Source organism: Ferrimonas pelagia (assembly GCF_039543565.1).
Lineage (GTDB): Bacteria > Pseudomonadota > Gammaproteobacteria > Enterobacterales > Shewanellaceae > Ferrimonas > Ferrimonas pelagia.
The window spans coordinates 1-18381 of the sequence record NZ_BAABJZ010000014.1 but is presented as its reverse complement, the minus strand read 5'-3'; the positions used below and the strand labels follow the sequence as shown (position 1 = coordinate 18381).

Sequence of the window (18381 nt, the reverse complement as noted above, 5' to 3'; positions counted from 1 at the left end):
CTTCTCTCCCGATGCAGTCAACATCCACGGCCAAAACTAGCCCATCAGCGTTGCCATCGCCTGAGGGATCCAGCTTTGCGTATCGATACCCTGTAGGCCCATCTGCGCCGCCCAACAAACGGTCATCAACGCCTGCAGTTTCTGCGCAGCCTGCCAGGCAGCCCGCTCGGTGGGATCTGGCGACAGGCCGTTCGCCCGCAGATAGTCTCGCCACAAAACGGGACGTTCTGCGATCGGCAGAGCCTCTTGCGCCACCGCTAAGTCCATCAATGGATGGCCACAGCCAGCATATTCGAAGTCCACCGCCCGCCATTGGCCTTGATGGTGCAGAATATTGCCCGGATGCAGATCGTGATGACAGAATCCCCAAGGCAAGGCACTCGCCTGCAGTGCCTCCTCCCATACCGGTATGAGTGCGGTAAACGCATGAAGTTCCGGATCGGACACGCCCTTAAGATACGTGCGGATCCGTCCGCCGTAATCAAACCGTGGGCTTAGCATCGGCAACCGGTGCAGCGCCAAGATCAGAGCAAGCAGCGGCTCGACGCTGAGCGAGGTTGGCGACTCACCGCCATACTCGCTCAGGCAGAATCGATGATCCTCGCTCCAATACAACAGCTTAGGCGCCAGTCCCGCTTTGGATCCCGCCAGCCAAGCCTGGTGCTCACGTGCACGCTCAACCGCAAAGTCGTTCGCCTGGGTATGCAGCCGCAGCACCAGCGTCATTGCGTCGTGCTCCACTCGGTACAGGCGGTTGCTGCTGGCACCGGCGATGGCTGTAAACCGCCAGGGCCGCTCAGAGAATCCAGCCTGACACAGCAGCGCCGTTAACTGCTTATCACGCAAGCGACGGCGCGCCCATCATGCGTTGCTGCTGGTGCAGCTTTTGCCACTTGAGGTAACCGACGACCGCCATGCCGATGTACAGCACGTACAGACCCGAACTGAGTGCAAAGCCCTTTTGCAGATACAGATAGATGGAAGCGCTGTTGATGACGATCCAGTACAGCCAATTCTCCACCACTTTGTTCACCACCATGTAGGTCGTGACGATGGCAAAGCAGGTCGTTTGCGCGTCCAGATAAGCCAGATCGGCTTGAGTGTAGGTATCCATCACGAAGCCCAATGCCAGCGCGACCGAGGCCGTCGAGGCGATGATCCACAGGTGGCGCTGCCGCGACCAACGGATCAGGGGGACACCCTCGCCCTCGCCACCGCCAAAGCGCCACTGCCAAAAGCCGTAACCGGCCATCGCCAGGTAGAACAAGTTCAGCGCCGACTCCATCAACAGCGAAACATGCCAAAACAGCGCGGTGAAGATGATCGTGCTGATCGCCGCCGCGACCCAACACCACAGGCTTTGTCGCATCGCCAGCCAGAGGTAAGCGACGGCCAATGCCACCGCCACCGCTTCCCAGCCGGTTAACGCGTGGGCATCGGCCCACACGTTGCCAATAAACTCACTCAGTGTGGTCAAGGTTGACCCCACCCGGAATGAATTTGCAGACAAATACCCCTTTGCCCCACTGGCTGTGTGCGGCCTTCATCTCGACCGCCAGCAGCGCCATCACCTCGTCGTAGTCGCCGCCCAACTGGGTGCTCATGCCGTTGGTCAGGCGTTTAATGTTCGGGTAGCTGTCCAAACGGTCAATGAACCATTTGATCATCTCTAAATAGTTGTCCTGCAAAGGGTACAGGCTGATCTCAACCGATAACTGCATAGCTTATAGTCCTTACATAAAGTGGTAGTTGAAGGTGATCCCCACTTGCCGGGGATCGCCATAGCGTACGTATTGTTTCGCTGCCCAGTCTTGATCCGGCTCGTTGCCAAAGAAGAAGCCGCGAGTGCCGTATTTCTCATCGGTCAGGTTACGCCCCCACAGATACAGCGCCCAACTCTGCGCTTCATAGCCCAGCTTGGCGTTGAGCAGAGTGTAGGCCTCGGATCGGCTGTCATTGCTGTCGGAATAGTAGAACGCATCCTTGCCATTGAGATTCAGATTGGCAAACCAGCCCTGCGCATTGCGGTAAGTCCCGCCAAGGGCGTATTGGAAGTTGGGCGCGTGGGCCAATTCACGACCGGACAGATCCGTCTCGCTACCGTCCGCTTCGGTAACGCTGTACGCCTTATAACGGGCTTTAAGCAGACCCAGACTGGAATACAGCTCCAGTTGGCGATTCAGTTGCCAATTGAGCGCCCACTCTAAGCCGTAGCTGTCGCTGCTACCGGCGTTATTGGTGTACAAAAAGAAGCGCTGCGGGTTGTCCGGATCCTGCAAGGAGGCTTCCACCTGCTGATCCTGACGGTCCATAAAGAACACGGACAGATCCGAGCGCACAGCCCCATCAAACCATCGGCTCTTCAGGCCGAGTTCATAGTTGTACAGGGTTTCTGCGGAAAATTCGCTGTGCGGCTTAAGCACGTCCGGCAGGCCCATATTAAAACCACCCGCCTTATAACCCCGAGCGATCCGTACGTAGGCATTGTGCGCGTCGCTGAGCGCATAGCCGGCGGACAGGTGCCCACCCCACATGTTTTCTGTGGGCTCAAACGCCTCGCCACTGTCATCGCGATAATCGGCCACCCGGCGTTCAATGCGGGCGCCCGCCGACAGGCTCCAGCGCCCCAGCTCAGTGTCCAGCTGGCCAAAGAGCGCCATGTTCTTCGAGCGATAGTCGCTGATCAGAAACTGATCATCAAAGCCGTTGTAGTAGCTTTTCAGATCGTTGTGCTCTTCCAGTTGATTAAAATAAACGCCCACTAACCAGTCGGTGGAATCCGCCCAGAGGCGCCCGGCCTCGCCGGAAGAGAGCCGCACTTCCTGAGAAACGGTGTCGCGCTTAGCGGCTTTGTCCCAATAGTAATCATACTGACAAGGGGCCTGACCGATCTCATTCCAATCGTCGTCATACTCAGTGCACTCCAGCCCACCCCAGTAGTCGGCATTCGACCAATCGCCGTCGTAGGCATGTTGGGCATGGGTGTTGCTCCAACTGGTGATGGATTGCAGATCCACCGCATCACTGATGGCCCAACTTAGATCCAGCGCCAAGCCATTGGTACGCTGACTGTCCACGCCCGGCTCATCGGTATCGGTTTCAAAGCCGTTATTGTCCAACGTCCAAACATCGTAGCCGTTGTCGAGATCCGCATGCAGGAAGGTCAGATCCGCGCTAAAGTCGTCGACCGGCTGCCAGCGCAACTTGGCCCGCAGCGTCAATTCGTCCCGTTTATTGGTGTCATCCCGGCCCAAGTAGCTGTTGTGGCGAAAGCCATCCTGCTGGTGACTTTGCAATGCAATCCGATACAGCAAGGTGGCGTCCTGATCCGCCGCGCCCGACACATAGCCCGAGTAAGTCTGCTGGTTGTCTTCAGCAAACGTCAGCTCGGTGCCCGCTTCAAACTGCTCGGTCGGATCCTGACTTTTTACATAGATCAAACCGGCCAGCGCATTGGCGCCATATTGCGTCCCCTGAGGACCGCGCAACACTTCCACCTGCTGCACGTCATACAGGCTGGCGGCCATGCCGATCCCGGACAGATCAATATTATCCACGATAAAGCCGACTGAACTGTTCGGCGCGCCTCGATACTCCTCCTGCTCACCCACGCCACGAATTTGGAAGTAGCGGGGACGGGAGCTGCCGCCGGACCAGTTAAGGTTGGCGATGCGGCCCAAGGCTTGCTCGAAGTGCTCACTGCCTTCGTCCTGCAACTCAGTGGCGGTCAACACAGTCGCAGAAGCGGGTAGGCGTTCCAGGCTGGACTGGCGCAGGTCGGCCGTCACAGTAATGGTTTCTATCGGATTGTCGCCTAGCTCATTCGCGAAGGCAGGCAAGGTGGCCATAATGGCCAAGGAGATCACTGTACGTCGCATGCTTTTATCTTTCTCGGTCTGGTAGCAAGGTACGATCGGACAGTTGGGGGGCGATAAAGGGGGCAAACACACCATTCCTACGCCGGCACTATCCGGATCAGGTTCGACGGGTTTCCCTAAGGATCTCAGTAAGTCACCAATGATGACCAACACCCCGTGGCGGGCGCAGTATAGCGAGAATAGTGTGACAAAGCACAAAAAACGGGGCCATTCTTTCGAATGGCCCCGTTCTGGAATTCTGCTTGGTCAATTTAGCGGCAATTGTGGATTACTTTTCCCAAAGGCGAGGAGCATTCTCCAACTGCACATATTCATGGCCGATGAACACCCACAAGGCCACACCGGCAGTCATCATCATGGATACAACGGTCGCCATCATCGGGGTAGAAAACAGCGCAGGGGAGATCTCAAGTACCAGCTCAGTCATCAATTCAGCTCCAAATCGGATTGCGGCTGCCCGAGCCAACAATTCGTCCATGAGGGCTGTAAAATCAAACCCTCTCGCTCTCTGATCAGATCAGAGCAGAGCGAAAACGACTGGGTTTGCATTCACTGGCGGGCAATTGTACGCATTCTTGCTAAAAAGAAAGCGGCCAGGATCACAATCCCAGCCGCCTTACTTCCATTACCGCCTATCATTAAACCTTTGTTCAGCCAGCCCTTACTCCTTGGTTGCGCGCCGGACGTAGATCTCAAAATCGGTTGCATATGGGCTGTTCGAGGTGGCCGTCACGGGACGGCGTTCACCACCGTGCAGATTCAGCGGTCGCCAGCTAGTGCTGTCGGCCTCCACCACCATTCCATCGCTGTCGAAGAAGGTAAACTTGTATTGCAGGTAACGATCCGTGCTGACCCGTGAGATCAACACGGCAGAGCCTTGCAAAAAGTCGCCCACTCGGCGCTTTTGCACCTGCTCAATGCTGACTTCCCGCGCAACACTGCTCGAGTCTATCCGCAGATTGGGCTGGTCTGAGCGGGCTGCCACACCCGCGGTAATGGAGCTGCACCCACTGAGCAATAGCAGGCTAACTAAAACAAATATCCTCATAACCTTTCCCTTCTTGGTCCCTACTCAATTAAAAAATGGGCCCGCGCCGTTGCGATCGGTTGCTTTCGATTGGTTTGCCAACTGCTGATACTGACATTGGCAACACGGCGCCCTTGACGGGTGATCTTACATTCACAATAGGCCTCCCGCGCATATCCTGCCCGCAAATAATCGATAGAAAAATCGACTATTTTCGGGACTTGCGTGGTGTGCATCATCACCATGAGCTGAACGATCGCCGCCATCTCCATAAAGCCGGCGATCACCCCACCGTGCAGCGCCGGCAGCATCGGGTTACCCATGTTTTCGGCCTTCGGTGGCAAACGAAAAACCAACTCATCACCAAAACGCTCGCAGTCCATACCAATAAACTGGGCGTAGGGAACCAGCTCCAACAGCGCCGCATAATCATGATTGCCCGCAGCGTCATTGAGCTGTTGCTTAAAATCCATCTAACCTCCCTCCAATGCACGGCGAAAGTCATCGGTCATCAGATCAGAGCCGATCCGCATAAACGAACCGACCGCCTGTGCGATGGGCTCATCCATCGAATGTTGATAAGCGATCGCACGTGTAAACGCCACCGCCGACGTCAACTTATAGCACTCAGCAAACCCATAGACCGGCAGGCCCGGCTCCGCCGGTTTCATGTAATCCACCCGCAGATCCAGTGTGGGGCTAAGCTCTATCTCACCGCTGTGCTGCCGAATGGCACAGAGCACCGCCGCACCAGAGCCGGTATCCATTAAGGTGGTGATCACCCCACCGTGGATCACCCCGCTGTCGGGATAACCCACGATCCGCGAATGGTACGGCAACTCCAATAAGACGTGGTGCTCGCTGGCCTCCAACGTCTTGATCCCAAGCACTCGGCACTGCGCCAACAAATCAACAAATCGTTGGGCAAATCCTGTCAGTGGAAAAAATCCCCGGTTATCCGGCTTCATTCTGGCTTCCCTTTCCCTTACTCGCTCACCGCTCTGACCTCACGGCAGCGGTGATCTTACCGCTCCACCGCAGATCGCATTCTCACACCGACAGCATCGGCCCCAGCGGCTTACCACCCAACAAATGCATGTGGATGTGGAAGACCTCCTGACCCCCATGTTGGTTGCAGTTCATGATGAGACGGTAGCCATCCTCATCGATACCCGCTTGCTTGGCCAACTTCGCGGCTACGGTGATCATACGACCCAGCGCCGGCTCGTCCGACTCGGTGACATCATTGACCGTTGCCACCAAGTGATTTGGAATGATCAGCACGTGCTGTGGTGCCCGGGGACTGATGTCCCGAAACGCCGTCACCAACTCATCTTGATAAACAATATCTGCTGGGATCTCACGTCGAATAATCTTAGAAAAAATAGTCTCTTCAGCCATTTTGGGCTCCATACAACAACTTAGATGGTAAATGTGCCTCCGAGTATACGAGGCTTGCCCCTCGGACAACAATGCTTGACCGTCTCTCGCGATCGCTAATATTACCCACGAAAAAGCAGCACGCCTCCCTATCGGCCAGGTCGCTATCCCCCCCCCCAGCACAACGTTTATAGCTGACAAGCTCACAACACCCAGCCTACAATCATCACCTAATAATTCAGCCAGAGACACGACGTCCATGATCCTGTACCAGATCCAACCGAGCGATCCCCATGCCCACCTCTATTCCGTCACCCTCAGCCTAGACAGTGCCCAGATCTCCCAGCGCTTCTGCCTGCCGGCCTGGTTGCCCGGCAGCTACATGATCCGCGACTTTGCCCGCCACCTCATTGGCCTGCGCGCCGAGGATGGCCAGGGCAACGCCGTTGCGCTGGAGCAGATCGACAAGCAGACCTGGCAGGCGGCAAACAGTGGCGCAGAATTGGTGCTGCACTACCAAGTCTATGCATGGGATCTGTCAGTGCGGGGCGCACATCTGGATCAGACCCATGGCTTTTTTAACGGCAGCAGCACCTTCCTTTCGGTCGTTGGCCAAGAGGAGTGCGCGGTCCAACTTGAGATCCTGCGACCGCAGGGAGAGGCGTACCGAACCTGGCGTGTCGCCACCGCGATGCAAGAAGCGGGTGCCGAGCGCCATCAATTTGGTCGCTACCAAGCACAGAGCTACGATGAGCTGATCGATCATCCGGTCGAAATGGGCGACTTTACCTTGGCCGAATTTGACGCCGCCGGTGTCCCGCACGAGTTGATCCTGACCGGCCGCCATCTGGCCGATACCGCACGGATCTGCGCCGATCTGAAGAAGATCTGCGAAGCACAGATCGCGCTCTTTGGCGGCAAGGCCCCCTACGATCGTTACCTGTTTATGACGCAAGTCGTCGGCGCGGGATTTGGCGGATTGGAGCATCGCGCCTCAACGGCGTTGGTTTGTGGTCGCGGCGATCTGCCCTCCGTCACCGAGCGCAAAATGAGCGAAGGCTATCGCACCTTCCTCTCTCTGTGCAGCCATGAATACTTCCACAACTGGAACATCAAACGGATCAAACCGGCTCAATTTGTCCCCTACCAACTGAGCGAAGAGAGCTATACTCGCCAACTCTGGGCCTATGAAGGGATCACCTCCTACTACGACGACCTGTTCGTCTACCGGGCCGGCTGCGTCGACAAAGCCACCTACCTGGACATGCTGGCCCAAGGCATGACCCGGGTTACCCGTGGCAGCGGCCGATTGAAGCAATCCTTACGCGATTCCAGCTTCAATGCCTGGACCAAGTTCTATAAACAGGACGAAAACGCGCAAAATGCCATCGTCAGCTACTACACCAAAGGCGCGATGTTCGCCTTGATGCTGGATCTGACCCTGCGCAGTGAAACCCAAGGCAAGCACTCACTCGACTGTGTGATGCAGCGACTGTGGCAACGCTTTGGCCAACCGGGGATCGGCACCGAAGAGCACAGCCATCAACAGATCGTCGAAGAACTGCTTGGCCGAGATGCCAGTGCGCTGTTTGCCTACTTGGACAACACTGAGGATCTGCCCTTGCCCAGCCTCCTCGCCGAGCTCGGGATCAACATGACGCTGCGGGCTAGTCATAACAACAATGACAAAGGAGGACGCAGCGACAAGCAGGCCCACACCGGCCTCGGCGCACGCTACAAACCCGCGGCATTGGGGGTTGAGATCGTGACTGTGACCCAAGGTGGTACAGCCCATCAGGCGGGCCTCGCGGCGGGCGACCGGCTGATCGCCGTCGACCAGCTGCAGATCGGCAACGATCTGGATACCCGACTGGAACGCTACGGGCCGCATCAACGTTTGGCCGCCCATTGGTTCCGTCGGGACGAATTGATGCAAGGGACGCTTGCACTCCTACCGGCCCCGAAGGATACTGTGGTTATTGAAGAAGTGGACAGTGAAAAAAGTCAGTTGTGGCTTTGATACGCCGATCTCCGTTGCGTTTTCACCGGATTTAAAGCGGTTCACTTAACGGCAGCGAGGAGCACGGAGGTACCTTTGTATGGCAAAATTCGATTCAAAACTGGCAAGTCTGCTGCATCAGCAGTTTGAGGATGCGGAAAGCATCGCGGAGTTACGAGAACGACTGCGTGATGTGGAAGAAGAGTTGCATTCGGTGTTTGCCGACGAGCTGTCGCGTTTTGTGACGGACAGCGAGCCCAGCGTGAACCACGACTCCTAAGCGATTTTTGTACGATCCCTGCTTCGGCAGGGATCGTTTTATGCGTTGGACTCACGGTGAGATCGCTCGGTAGGTTGCGCTGTGGCCTTTGACCCACTCGCCCTGCTTAAGATAATACGCCTGTTGATGCATCACATCGTCGCCTTCCAGGATGATCTCGGCGCGAACTTGGGTGATCCCCTCCTCCGATCCCGTCACGTCCTCATAAGAGGTGAAGTTTCGACCCGCAAACTTAACGGTGCCTCGAGTATAAAACCCCGCCGTAGTGAAATAGAAAAACTCCAACATTTCTCGTTCTTTATTCCACACGATAAACGTCTCGCCCTCGTACACCCCGTCATCTAAGGTATGCCGGATCCGCACAGCCTGATCTTGCAAGGCCATCTCCCAAGTCGAGATATCCACCATAGGTTCATCGCGATCGGCCACCGTCAACTCACCACGCCAAGTCTTTCCTACGTATGGTGCAAACGGCGCAAACGGTGGAGCCAACTCCGCTCGGAGCGTGGCAGGGAACAGGCATAAAACACACCAGAGCCAAAGTCGGATCATAACCGGGTCTTCCCTTCTGAACGCCGAGGCAGCGCCAACTGCGTTTTGCAACGCTGCTGGGGTGCAACTGCATGCACCGCCGTGATGGTGATCTGCGACGGCACACGGCGCCGAATATCGTCCTGCCAATGACCGGTCAGAGCGACCCAAACCGCGCGGCGCCAGCCTAAGCGTTTGCTGTCATGACGCAGCAACAGTGCCCTATCCGCCTCGGACAAAGCGTACTCCAACCCAGTCATACAATCTCTGAAAATAAGCGCGTCATCGCGCAATGACACATAGCCTTCGAAGTACAGCTTAGGAGGAAGATGAGAGCGGCGCGCCGCCAATGTGTGCCACTGTGGATCCTGCTCCAGAGGCCAGGCCATATGCGCTTGCCCGTGAGGATGGATAAGCGTCAGGCTATTGCCTTGAATAAACCAACGGCCCGCTTCACTGGGCAACGGCGCAGACCGCTCCATCAGAAAAGCGCCGTTGGCAAACAGCACCAACTCGGCCTTATGTGTCTGCTTTGTCGTCTCGAACTGGGCGAAGATCGCCGAAGTGGGCGCCGCGAAAACGCCAACTCCCTGACCCATTAACCAACATATGAGTATGATCCGCGACGCCATCCGTGCCCCCTACCGCTTCCCTACCCTTAAAAGTAGAGCCTTTGGGGCCATTTGGCATCAATCCAACGCGAGGATGGCCTTTTGCGCCGTCGCAGCCACAGGAGTGTTATCGTCGATCCGCATCGACAGATCCCGCAAGAGACCGTCAGCAACGTCGTAGATCCAACCATGAACCGTCAGCTCCTGGCCCCGCTCCCAAGCATCCTGCACTATGGTGGTTTGGCAGGTATTGATCACCTGAGCGATCACATTGAGCTCACACAAGCGGCGAAAGCCGGTCTCAGGATCAAGCTGGTCAACCGCTTCTTTATGGGATTCGTAAACATCGCGCACATGACGGATCCAGTTGCTCGCCAGCCCAACCTTCTGATTAGTCAATGCCGCCTTGACGCCGCCACAGCCATAATGACCGACCACCATAATGTGACGCACTTTCAGGTGATCCACCGCATACTGGATCACCGAGAGGGCATTGAGATCAGAGTGCACCACCACATTGGCAACATTGCGGTGAACGAAGATCTCGCCCGGGGCCAGATCGATGATCTGGTTGGCCGGAACTCGGCTGTCGGAGCACCCGATCCACAAATACTCCGGCGTCTGCTGCTGCGCCAACTCAGTGAAAAACTCCGGATGTTGCTCCCGGATCCCATCAGCCCAGGCTTGATTACGGGCAAACAGATGTTCAATCTTCGCCATGATTCTCACTTTTTGTTATCGATTTGAGAGGGAGTTTACCCTGTTTCCTCTCAAAGAGTGGTCAGTGTTGCTCGTCGGAAAAACAGTTTGACTAAATACCACTCAACTCAAAGGTGCAATCTTGAATACATAAGCTGTCACGCCCCTCCGATTTGGCCTGATAAAGCAATTTATCCGCCGCATTTAACCAATCTTTCGGCTCATCACTAAAGTGACCAGACGCCACAATGGCGCCAATACTGATGGTCACCAAAAGATCGAGCCCCTGCTCGGTTGTCGTTAATGGGGTTGCTGCCACCTTAAGCCGCAACGCATCTAATTGCTCGCGCGCAGACGCATAAGGCAACTGCGGCAACAACAGCAAAAACTCTTCGCCGCCATAACGTACCAGCAGATCATTTTGACGGGAGAAATGCTCCCCGATCACCCTTACCAGCCCCTTTAGGCAATCATCGCCCACCAAGTGGCCATGACTGTCATTGATCGCCTTAAAGTGATCGATATCCAACAGGGCCAACACCAGCGGCGTGTGGCTGCGCAAACTGTATTGCCGGGCCGAATCGAAGGTTTGATTGAAATGGCGTCGATTGTAGGCACCGGTCAAACCATCCCGCAACGCCAGCCGCGCTAACTTCTTGTTTGCCAAAGCCAGCTCCTGCGTGCGGGCCGCCACCTGGCCCTCTAGCTCGTCCTGATGCTGCATGATGGCGTTGCGCTGGTGCGCTAGCTGATCGCGCAGCAGTAGGATCTCGGTGGCAGCCCCTCGAGGCAAAGCGCGCATCACTGTATGGCCATCACCGGTCTGGGCCACCTCCTTGGCCAACAGCTCCAGTGGCCAGGTGAGATAACGACTCAAACGCTGCGCTAAGAACACAGAGATCAACAATGCCAGCGACAACAAGCCCAATCCCCATAGAAACTGACGTTCTGCGCGCTGAGCAAAGGGACGATATGGGATAAGAATATACAGCTGCCAATCATTATCCAGCGTCACCGAGTGCTGAAAATAATCGGCAACCGGTGCGGCGGCGACGCCCAGGCTTAATAAGCCGATCTGCTCATCGCTGCCCTCACGCATAATGTTGACCCGCCAGTCGCTCAAAGGCGCAAATCCAGTCTGCTCCGACGCCGTCACCACATGCTCTCGATCGTCGATCACCACCAAATGAACCGCCGGATTAATGTCATTTAGCTCAAGCAGACGTTTTACATCGAGCGAGCCCTCGATGATCCCACCGATCTGCCCTTGATGGTCAAACCAGGGCGCACTGATCGCCACGATCGGATCCTGGCCAAAGCCCCGCCCCTGCAAGACACCCGAAACATAGGGCGTACCGGTCGCCATCACCTGACGAAAATAGGCCCGACTCGCAACCGAGAGCTTGCGCGTGCCATCGAATAACGCCCCCGGCGCTGCCGCCAGTACGTCCCCCTCATTGTCGGTCACTAACATGGTGATAAAGCCCGGATTACGCGCATGCAATTGGCTCAATCTGGCCCGTTGTGCCGACGCGGTTGTCGGAAGCCATTCTCCCGCCACAGTCACCACGTCCACGTGTTGCTGAAAGTAGCGTTCATATTGCAGCGCAATGCGCTCACCGGTTTCAGTCAACCGCTCATGCAGCAAATTCTGTTGGATCCGCATCAAATGGCCGGTATAGGCCAGCAGGGAGATAAACAGGGCAAGGATCATCAGCGCAAACACCGCATGGCTTAACTTCTGGCGAAAATTTCTCACCAGAATGGGTTGTTGTCTTAGCGTCCGCAGCCAACCGCGCGGACTCAGCATCAACAGCAGGCTGGCTGCGGAGCAATACAGTAAGCCATTAAACCCCTGCTTGAGCACAGTAAATGGCGTGTACTCCGGCGGCAGATCAACCAGTGCATTGACCGCCCATGCGGTCAATGGCATGCCCAACACCAACCAGTACGCCAGATCTGCATACAACAGATACCAGCCACGCCGGCGCATCAGAGTGATGCACAGCGCCTCCAGACCAAACAGCAGATAGCCAACCGGATGACCCCAGGCAAGGTAGAGGCCGGAGATCGCAAGAAACGCGCACCAAAGTACCCAGCCCAAGCCGAGACGACTGGCGCAAATAACGATGACGATGTTGCCCAACACCAGCTGTATATTGGAAAACAGGGGAATTGGCGCGAGATTAAGCAAGAAGCCAACCAGACCCAGCGTGGTTGCCGCCAGCAGTCGCTGCCAAACTAAGCGGTCAAACGCTCCCAGTCTCCACGATCCCATACAAATCCTTTTGAATTAAATCATGTAGATAAACCACTTATGTTAACACTGCTCTAACACAGAGGCGCAGCATTCTTTCCGATAGCGGCTATCGGCACTTTGCACCCTTCATCAAGTCGGGCTACACCTTAATGCTCAATGAAGGAGAGGGACGATGCTGATAAGAACGGCTCTGACAGACGATCTGCCAGCCATGGATAAGATCTTCAGGCAAAGCGCCCAAGGCGACCAGTTGGCCCTACACAAGCTGCCGCACTACATCGCCGCACGGGGGCGCAGCTTTGTGCAGATCCAGGCGGATCAGATCGTCGGCTTTATTGTGCTCAGCCAGATCGAGCACAGTATCGTAGCCCTGTATGTCTTGCCCCAATGGCAAGGCCGAGGGATCGGCACCACCCTACTTGAACACGGCATGCATTATTTGGCTCAGCTCGGCGCCAAGACCATTACCCTCCGCTGCCATCAACACCGCAGCGCCACCGCATTTTACCGCCAGCGAGGCTGGTCACAGGGGATAAGCCAAAATCGTCAGCATTGGCAGTATCGACTGGCCGACTCCGTGCCTTATGGCGCCAGACGGTCAACCTCCCACCCCTGCGCCGTGCGCTGATAAAGGAAGCGATCATGCAGGCGCTTAGCCCCGCCCTGCCAAAACTCCACGCTGTCGATCACGATCCGGTAGCCGCCCCAAAAGTCCGGCAACGGCACCTCGCCTTGGGCAAACTTCTGCTTCATCTTTAAAAAGCTCCCCTCCAGCACACTGCGCGCCGACAGTTTATGGCTTTGCGGCGATGCCCACGCGCCCAACTGGCTGTCACGTGGCCGACTGGCAAAATATTTTATCACCTCTGCCGTGCTCAGCCGCTGTGCCCGCCCAGTGACGTGCACCTGACGCTCCAGCTCATGCCAAGGAAACAGCATGCTGACCCGATCATTGCCGGCGATCTGGCTCGCCTTACGGCTGCCCAGATTGGTATAAAACACCATGCCCTGCTCATCGAACTGCTTGAGCAACACAATGCGCTGAAATGGCTTACCGCTGGGGTCCACCGTCGATAACACAAACGATGAGGGATCAAGCAATCCCGCCCCATGGGCCTGCTCAAACCAGCGCTCAAACAGCGCCAACGGCTGCTCAGGCAGATCCTGACGCCGCAATCCTCCATGGGTGTATTCTCGACGAATCTCACTGAGATCTCGCACTGCAACTCTCCTCTGTTCCGGCTCAGTCCAGTCTACCGTATTCGCGTTCCTTCATTCACGCCCCGTTGACGCCGGTACGCCTCAGGCGAGTTGTCACTGTGACGGCGAAACATGGCAATGAACGCAGACGACGTGCTGTAACCCAACTCCAACGCCACCTCTTTCACCGCCATCCCCTCACGCAACATCGATAGCGACGTCAAAAACCGCAGCCGGGAGCGCCAATCACTGAAGCTCAAGCCCAGAGAACGCTGAAAGCGGCGCGCCAGTGTCCGCTCAGTAGTGTGACCGCGCTGCGCCCAAGTCGCCAATGAAACGTCGTTGGCGGGATCGTGCTGCAGCGCCAGCAGGATCGGGCTCAACAGCGGATCATCACTGCTTGGCAGATAGACCGGGAGCGGCTCCGCCAGCTGCAGTTGGTCGAACAAGACCCGGGCGATCCGTCGATCACTCGCCTCACTGGGGCTGTCGATCCCCCGGCCACTGAGATCCGCCACCAACGCCCGGAGCAACGGCGATAACTTGACCATGCAAGGCGCCCCGCTTAGCTGCTGCGACCAGGCACGATTAAAGTACAACGCTCGGTAGGCGACGCGCTGTCGGCTGTAACTGCTGTGCACCACATCCGGCGGGATCCACAAGCCGTATTGGGGCGGCGACAACCATTGTTGCCCGGCAACACTCAACTCCATCACGCCGGAGTCCACCATGTTCAGCTGTCCCCAGGGGTGACTGTGAGGCAAGAAGGTGGTCTCCGGCGCCACATCGGCCCGCAGCAGGTAGATCTCACGCTCGGGCTGAAGCGGCAAAGGGTAGCGCTCTGCCGGATCGGCGGGATCCATTTGATAGGGGGTGTCCTGCACGGGATGCATAATGTCCGATCCTCGTTATCTAAATATCAGAAGACATAATACAATAAGACATTAATTCCGAGTTAGTTGTCTAGGATCTTCGATGAATGCTTACCTTTTCCCACTGATCGCCGTTGTCGCTTGGGCCGGCAATAACCTGGTAGGCAAAAGCTCCGTGGATGTGATCTCCCCTGCCGCCATCTCTTTCTACCGCTGGGCCCTGGCGGCGTTGGTGCTGACTCCCTTTGTCCTGCCATCGGTCTGGCGCCAGCGCCATTTAGTCTTGGCCAATCTTTTCAAGTTCAGCGTGCTCGGTATGCTCGGCGTGGTCGCGTTTCAAAGCCTGGCGTATGTTGCGGCTGCCAGCACCAGCGCCACCAACATGGGCCTGATCGGCGCCATTGTTCCACTACTGACCCTGTTGATGAGCCTGCTGATCATGCGCGAACCGCCCACTCTGGGCGCTCTGGGTGGCGGGCTGCTCGCCTTTGTCGGCCTCGGGCTCTTACTGTCCGGTGGCAACCTGGCCAATCTGACCGCGCAGGGGCTCAACGTCGGGGACGGCCTGCTGTTGCTCGGCGCCACGGCCTACGCCCTCTATGGCGTGCTGATCCGCCGCTGGCAATTGCCGTTTGGCCTGTGGCAATCCCTGTATGTCCAGATCCTGCTGGGCCTGTTGTGGCTGCTGCCGGCCGTTGTGCTGAGCGATTCAATGGCACTGAGCCGCCAAGCCATTCCCATGGTGCTGTACGCCGGCATCGCCGCATCCATCATTGCCCCCTACTGCTGGATGGCCGGGATCCAACGTCTGGGCGCCAGCAACAACAGCATATTTATGAATCTGGTACCACTGCTGACCGCCACCGGCGCAGTCATCCTGCTGGGGGAATCCCTCAACAAAGGCCATCTGCTCGGCGGAGGACTGATCCTCACCGGCGTTTTGCTATCACAATGGGTGAAAAAACCGCTATTTCAATTGCAGGCAGAAGCCACCTGATCCGCCCCTCCCTTATCTGGATGGCCCAGACAACAGCCTGACACCTTGCGACGGCGTGCAAAGTCCTCGGCGACAGCGACTTTGCTGCACCCATCCCTATCAGCCCGCCTGCGCCACCGCCGGCGGGCTGATATCCCGTATTGACGCCTGCCGTTTCCATTCCCCCCCTAGATAAGCTCGGAAACCCTACCCCCAAAGCCGAGCGCATCGGCCACAAGACAAACTCTTTTACACCTTGATAGGGCTGCAGCTTTGACGCTCTGTTGGTGCAACGTTAGTATCCTGTTGACCCTCCCAATCCAAACCATAGGGAAAAGTGGATGAAAAAGATTGTGATCGGGGGCCTGTGTGCCTCCGCGCTGGCACTGGTGGCCTGCAGTAATACCGAGACCCCAAGCCAACCCACCGCCGCGTCGACCGCAGTAAAGAGCGCACTCAGTTCAGGGATCGAACTGAATAACTTTGACCGGTCCATTCGCCCGCAAGACGATTTCTACGGCTACGTGAACGGCACCTGGCTCAAAGATGCAGAGATCCCGGCCGATCGCACCACCGTTGGTGCTTTCTATGATCTGCGGATCAAAGCACAAAAAGACGTGCGCACCATCATCGAAGATCTGGCGGCAATGGATGGGCTCAAGCCCGGCAGCGACGAACAGAAAGTCGCCGCCCTGTATCAATCCATGCTCGATACCGACACCATCAACGCACTGGGCGTCAAACCGCTTCAGGCAGAGTTCGACGCCATCGCCGCACTCAACAGTGACAGTGACATCGCCAAGTACTTCGCCCACGCCCAAACCATTGGCGTCTCCCCCCCATTCGTGTTCTACGTCAGCGTCGACGCCAAGAATTCGCAGCAGTACGCCGCCCACTTATGGCAAACCGGCCTGTCACTGCCGGATCGTGACTACTACTTCAATGAAGGCGAACGCTTCGACACCATGCGCGCCCAATTTGTTGAGCACATCGAAACCATGTATCGCCTGGCCGGTTTAGCCGGTGGCGCCAAAGCAGCCAAGACCGTGATGGCCATGGAAACCGCCCTGGCCGAGCAGCAGTGGACCAAAGTGGAATCGCGCGACAGCGAAAAGCGCTACAACAAATACGCCACCGCGGATCTGGCCAGCGTTGCCGCCGATTTTGATTGGAACGGTTACCTGAGCACCCTCGGCGCGGCCGATCTGGACAACCTGATCATCAACCAAAACACCTATGTAGAAGGCTTCAATGACGTCTTCAAGCAGTTCTCCGTGGCGCAATGGCGCACCTACCTGACCTGGCACGTACTGACCACCTACGCCAGCCAATTGAGTGCCGAGTTGGATGCCGAGAACTTCGACTTCTTCGCCCGCAAGGTCAACGGTCAGGCAGAGCAACAAGCCCGCTGGAAGCGCGCCGTCGATAAGGTCAATGCCGATCTGGGCGAAGTCGTCGGCAAGGTCTACGTCAAAAAACACTTCACCCCCGAAGCCAAAGAGCGCATGTCCGTCTTGGTGGAAAACCTGCGCAAAGCCTACGCCAACTCCATCGATGAGCTGGATTGGATGAGCGAAGACACCAAGAAAAAGGCCAAGGTGAAATTGGCTGCCTTTACCCCGAAGATCGGCTATCCGGATAAATGGAAGGACTACTCCTCACTGACCGTACAAGCCGACGATCTGGTCGGTAACTCCATGCGCGCCGCCCAATGGGGCCATCAGGAGCAACTGGCCAAGCTGGGTGGGCCTATCCACACGTGGGAATGGCATATGAACCCGCAAACGGTCAACGCCTACTACAACCCCACCATGAACGAGATCGTGTTCCCAGCAGCGATCTTGCAGCCACCGTTTTTCAACATGGAAGCGGACGATGCCGTGAACTACGGCGGGATCGGCGCGGTGATCGGCCACGAAATGGGCCACGGTTTCGATGATCAGGGCTCCCGTTACGATGAGAATGGCAACCTGGTCAATTGGTGGACCGAAGAGGATCTGATGGCGTTCCAGCGCCGTGGTCGCAAACTGATCAAACAGTACAACGACTATCAGGTGTTCTCCGATCTGAGCGTCAACGGCCAGCTGACCTTAGGTGAAAACATCGGCGATCTGTCCGGGATCACCATCGGCCTCAAGGCCTACCACCTGTCGCTGCAGGGCCAAGAGGCACCGGTGATCGACGGCATGAGCGGAGACGAGCGGGTGTTTATCGGCTTTGGTCAGATCTGGCGTGCCAAGTACAAAGAGGAAGCACTGCGCAACCGGGTACGGACCGATCCCCACTCCCCCTCTCAGTATCGCGCCAACGGCCCGCTGGCCAACGTACCGGAGTTCTATGAGATCTTCGACGTCCAGCCCACCGACGCCATGTACATCCCCAGCGAGGATCGGGTGAAGATCTGGTAACCCGCAACTAAGGAAAATGGTGTGCCATTGGCACGCCATTTTTTCATCAACAGCTCTTTCATATTCTTCCCCCCTCTCCGCCTTAAAAACACCCATACTCTTGCCAACGTATCGATGACTACGACTTGGCGGCGTATAATACCAATTGCACTAAAAGTTTGATCTAATAGTGCTTTGATTAGTGACCCGAGCATCGACGATGCATACTTCCAGCGATTTCAAGCAACTTGCCAAGAAAGTCAGCGATTCGAGGATGAGAA

General features: G+C 56.6%; 20 protein-coding genes and 1 riboswitch. Of the genes, 5 read left to right on the top strand and 15 right to left on the bottom strand.

Going from position 1 to position 18381, the window contains the following annotated elements; all coding sequences use genetic code 11:
* Positions 1 to 36: 36 nt before the first annotated feature.
* From ABEA08_RS05750 to hinT, 9 genes are all read right to left on the bottom strand, one after another.
* Positions 37 to 846 (bottom strand): phosphotransferase, encoded by an 810-nt coding sequence (locus tag ABEA08_RS05750; protein WP_345334187.1) that lies wholly within the window; start codon positions 844 to 846, stop codon positions 37 to 39.
* A complete protein-coding gene (pnuC, locus tag ABEA08_RS05745) occupies positions 839 to 1477 on the bottom strand; it encodes a nicotinamide riboside transporter PnuC (RefSeq protein WP_345334186.1) in 639 nt (212 codons plus the stop codon). The genes ABEA08_RS05750 and pnuC overlap by 8 nt, the downstream gene beginning before the upstream one ends.
* On the bottom strand, positions 1461 to 1721 hold the full coding sequence (locus ABEA08_RS05740) for a YkoF family thiamine/hydroxymethylpyrimidine-binding protein (protein WP_345334184.1): 261 nt from the start codon (positions 1719 to 1721) through the stop codon (positions 1461 to 1463). The genes pnuC and ABEA08_RS05740 overlap by 17 nt, the downstream gene beginning before the upstream one ends.
* Before the next feature lie 12 nt (positions 1722 to 1733).
* Positions 1734 to 3878: a TonB-dependent receptor gene (locus ABEA08_RS05735; RefSeq protein ID WP_345334183.1), complete on the bottom strand. Its 2145-nt coding sequence runs from the start codon at positions 3876 to 3878 to the stop codon at positions 1734 to 1736.
* A gap of 57 nt (positions 3879 to 3935) precedes the next feature.
* Positions 3936 to 4045, bottom strand: a riboswitch (TPP riboswitch).
* A gap of 101 nt (positions 4046 to 4146) precedes the next feature.
* The gene (locus ABEA08_RS05730) at positions 4147 to 4305 is read right to left on the bottom strand and encodes a hypothetical protein (RefSeq protein ID WP_345334182.1); all 159 of its coding nucleotides are present in this window, start codon (positions 4303 to 4305) and stop codon (positions 4147 to 4149) included.
* A gap of 234 nt (positions 4306 to 4539) precedes the next feature.
* Positions 4540 to 4926 carry a YcfL family putative periplasmic lipoprotein gene (locus ABEA08_RS05725; RefSeq protein WP_345334181.1) on the bottom strand — a complete coding sequence of 129 codons (387 nt, stop codon included), beginning with the start codon at positions 4924 to 4926 and terminating at the stop codon, positions 4540 to 4542.
* Between the two features lie 20 nt (positions 4927 to 4946).
* On the bottom strand, positions 4947 to 5378 hold the full coding sequence (locus ABEA08_RS05720) for a PaaI family thioesterase (RefSeq protein WP_345334179.1): 432 nt from the start codon (positions 5376 to 5378) through the stop codon (positions 4947 to 4949).
* Positions 5379 to 5873: a PaaI family thioesterase gene (locus tag ABEA08_RS05715; protein WP_345334177.1), complete on the bottom strand. Its 495-nt coding sequence runs from the start codon at positions 5871 to 5873 to the stop codon at positions 5379 to 5381. It abuts the gene before it with no gap.
* 82 nt (positions 5874 to 5955) lie between these two features.
* Entirely contained in the window at positions 5956 to 6306 is a 351-nt protein-coding gene (gene hinT, locus ABEA08_RS05710) for a purine nucleoside phosphoramidase (RefSeq protein WP_345334176.1), read from the bottom strand.
* A gap of 238 nt (positions 6307 to 6544) precedes the next feature.
* On the opposite strand from hinT, the gene ABEA08_RS05705 reads away from it, so the two are divergent.
* A complete protein-coding gene (locus tag ABEA08_RS05705) occupies positions 6545 to 8305 on the top strand; it encodes a M61 family metallopeptidase (RefSeq protein ID WP_345334175.1) in 1761 nt (586 codons plus the stop codon).
* A gap of 79 nt (positions 8306 to 8384) precedes the next feature.
* On the top strand, positions 8385 to 8564 hold the full coding sequence (locus ABEA08_RS05700) for a hypothetical protein (RefSeq protein ID WP_345334174.1): 180 nt from the start codon (positions 8385 to 8387) through the stop codon (positions 8562 to 8564).
* Positions 8565 to 8615: 51 nt separating this feature from the next.
* Here the strand turns inward: ABEA08_RS05700 and ABEA08_RS05695 are convergent, their stop codons facing one another.
* The 4 genes from ABEA08_RS05695 to ABEA08_RS05680 form a co-directional block, all read right to left on the bottom strand.
* A complete protein-coding gene (locus tag ABEA08_RS05695) occupies positions 8616 to 9116 on the bottom strand; it encodes a hypothetical protein (protein ID WP_345334172.1) in 501 nt (166 codons plus the stop codon).
* Complete coding sequence (locus ABEA08_RS05690; RefSeq protein WP_345334170.1) at positions 9113 to 9694, bottom strand: hypothetical protein; 582 nt, start codon at positions 9692 to 9694, stop codon at positions 9113 to 9115. The genes ABEA08_RS05695 and ABEA08_RS05690 overlap by 4 nt, the downstream gene beginning before the upstream one ends.
* Before the next feature lie 90 nt (positions 9695 to 9784).
* The gene (can, locus tag ABEA08_RS05685; protein WP_345334169.1) at positions 9785 to 10426 is read right to left on the bottom strand and encodes a carbonate dehydratase; all 642 of its coding nucleotides are present in this window, start codon (positions 10424 to 10426) and stop codon (positions 9785 to 9787) included.
* A gap of 91 nt (positions 10427 to 10517) precedes the next feature.
* Complete coding sequence (locus ABEA08_RS05680; protein WP_345334167.1) at positions 10518 to 12683, bottom strand: diguanylate cyclase; 2166 nt, start codon at positions 12681 to 12683, stop codon at positions 10518 to 10520.
* Positions 12684 to 12837: 154 nt separating this feature from the next.
* On the opposite strand from ABEA08_RS05680, the gene ABEA08_RS05675 reads away from it, so the two are divergent.
* On the top strand, positions 12838 to 13293 hold the full coding sequence (locus ABEA08_RS05675) for a GNAT family N-acetyltransferase (protein WP_345334165.1): 456 nt from the start codon (positions 12838 to 12840) through the stop codon (positions 13291 to 13293).
* Here the strand turns inward: ABEA08_RS05675 and pdxH are convergent.
* Both pdxH and ABEA08_RS05665 read right to left on the bottom strand, forming a co-directional pair.
* The gene (gene pdxH, locus ABEA08_RS05670; protein ID WP_345334163.1) at positions 13248 to 13886 is read right to left on the bottom strand and encodes a pyridoxamine 5'-phosphate oxidase; all 639 of its coding nucleotides are present in this window, start codon (positions 13884 to 13886) and stop codon (positions 13248 to 13250) included. The genes ABEA08_RS05675 and pdxH overlap by 46 nt on opposite strands.
* A gap of 32 nt (positions 13887 to 13918) precedes the next feature.
* Positions 13919 to 14758, bottom strand: a complete 840-nt coding sequence (locus ABEA08_RS05665; RefSeq protein WP_345334161.1) for an AraC family transcriptional regulator — start codon at positions 14756 to 14758, stop codon at positions 13919 to 13921.
* An 82-nt stretch (positions 14759 to 14840) separates the two neighbouring features.
* On the opposite strand from ABEA08_RS05665, the gene ABEA08_RS05660 reads away from it, so the two are divergent.
* Positions 14841 to 15734 (top strand): DMT family transporter, encoded by an 894-nt coding sequence (locus tag ABEA08_RS05660; RefSeq protein ID WP_345334159.1) that lies wholly within the window; start codon positions 14841 to 14843, stop codon positions 15732 to 15734.
* 320 nt (positions 15735 to 16054) lie between these two features.
* Positions 16055 to 18121, top strand: a complete 2067-nt coding sequence (locus tag ABEA08_RS05655; RefSeq protein WP_345334157.1) for a M13 family metallopeptidase — start codon at positions 16055 to 16057, stop codon at positions 18119 to 18121.
* The last annotated feature ends 260 nt before the right edge of the window (positions 18122 to 18381 follow it).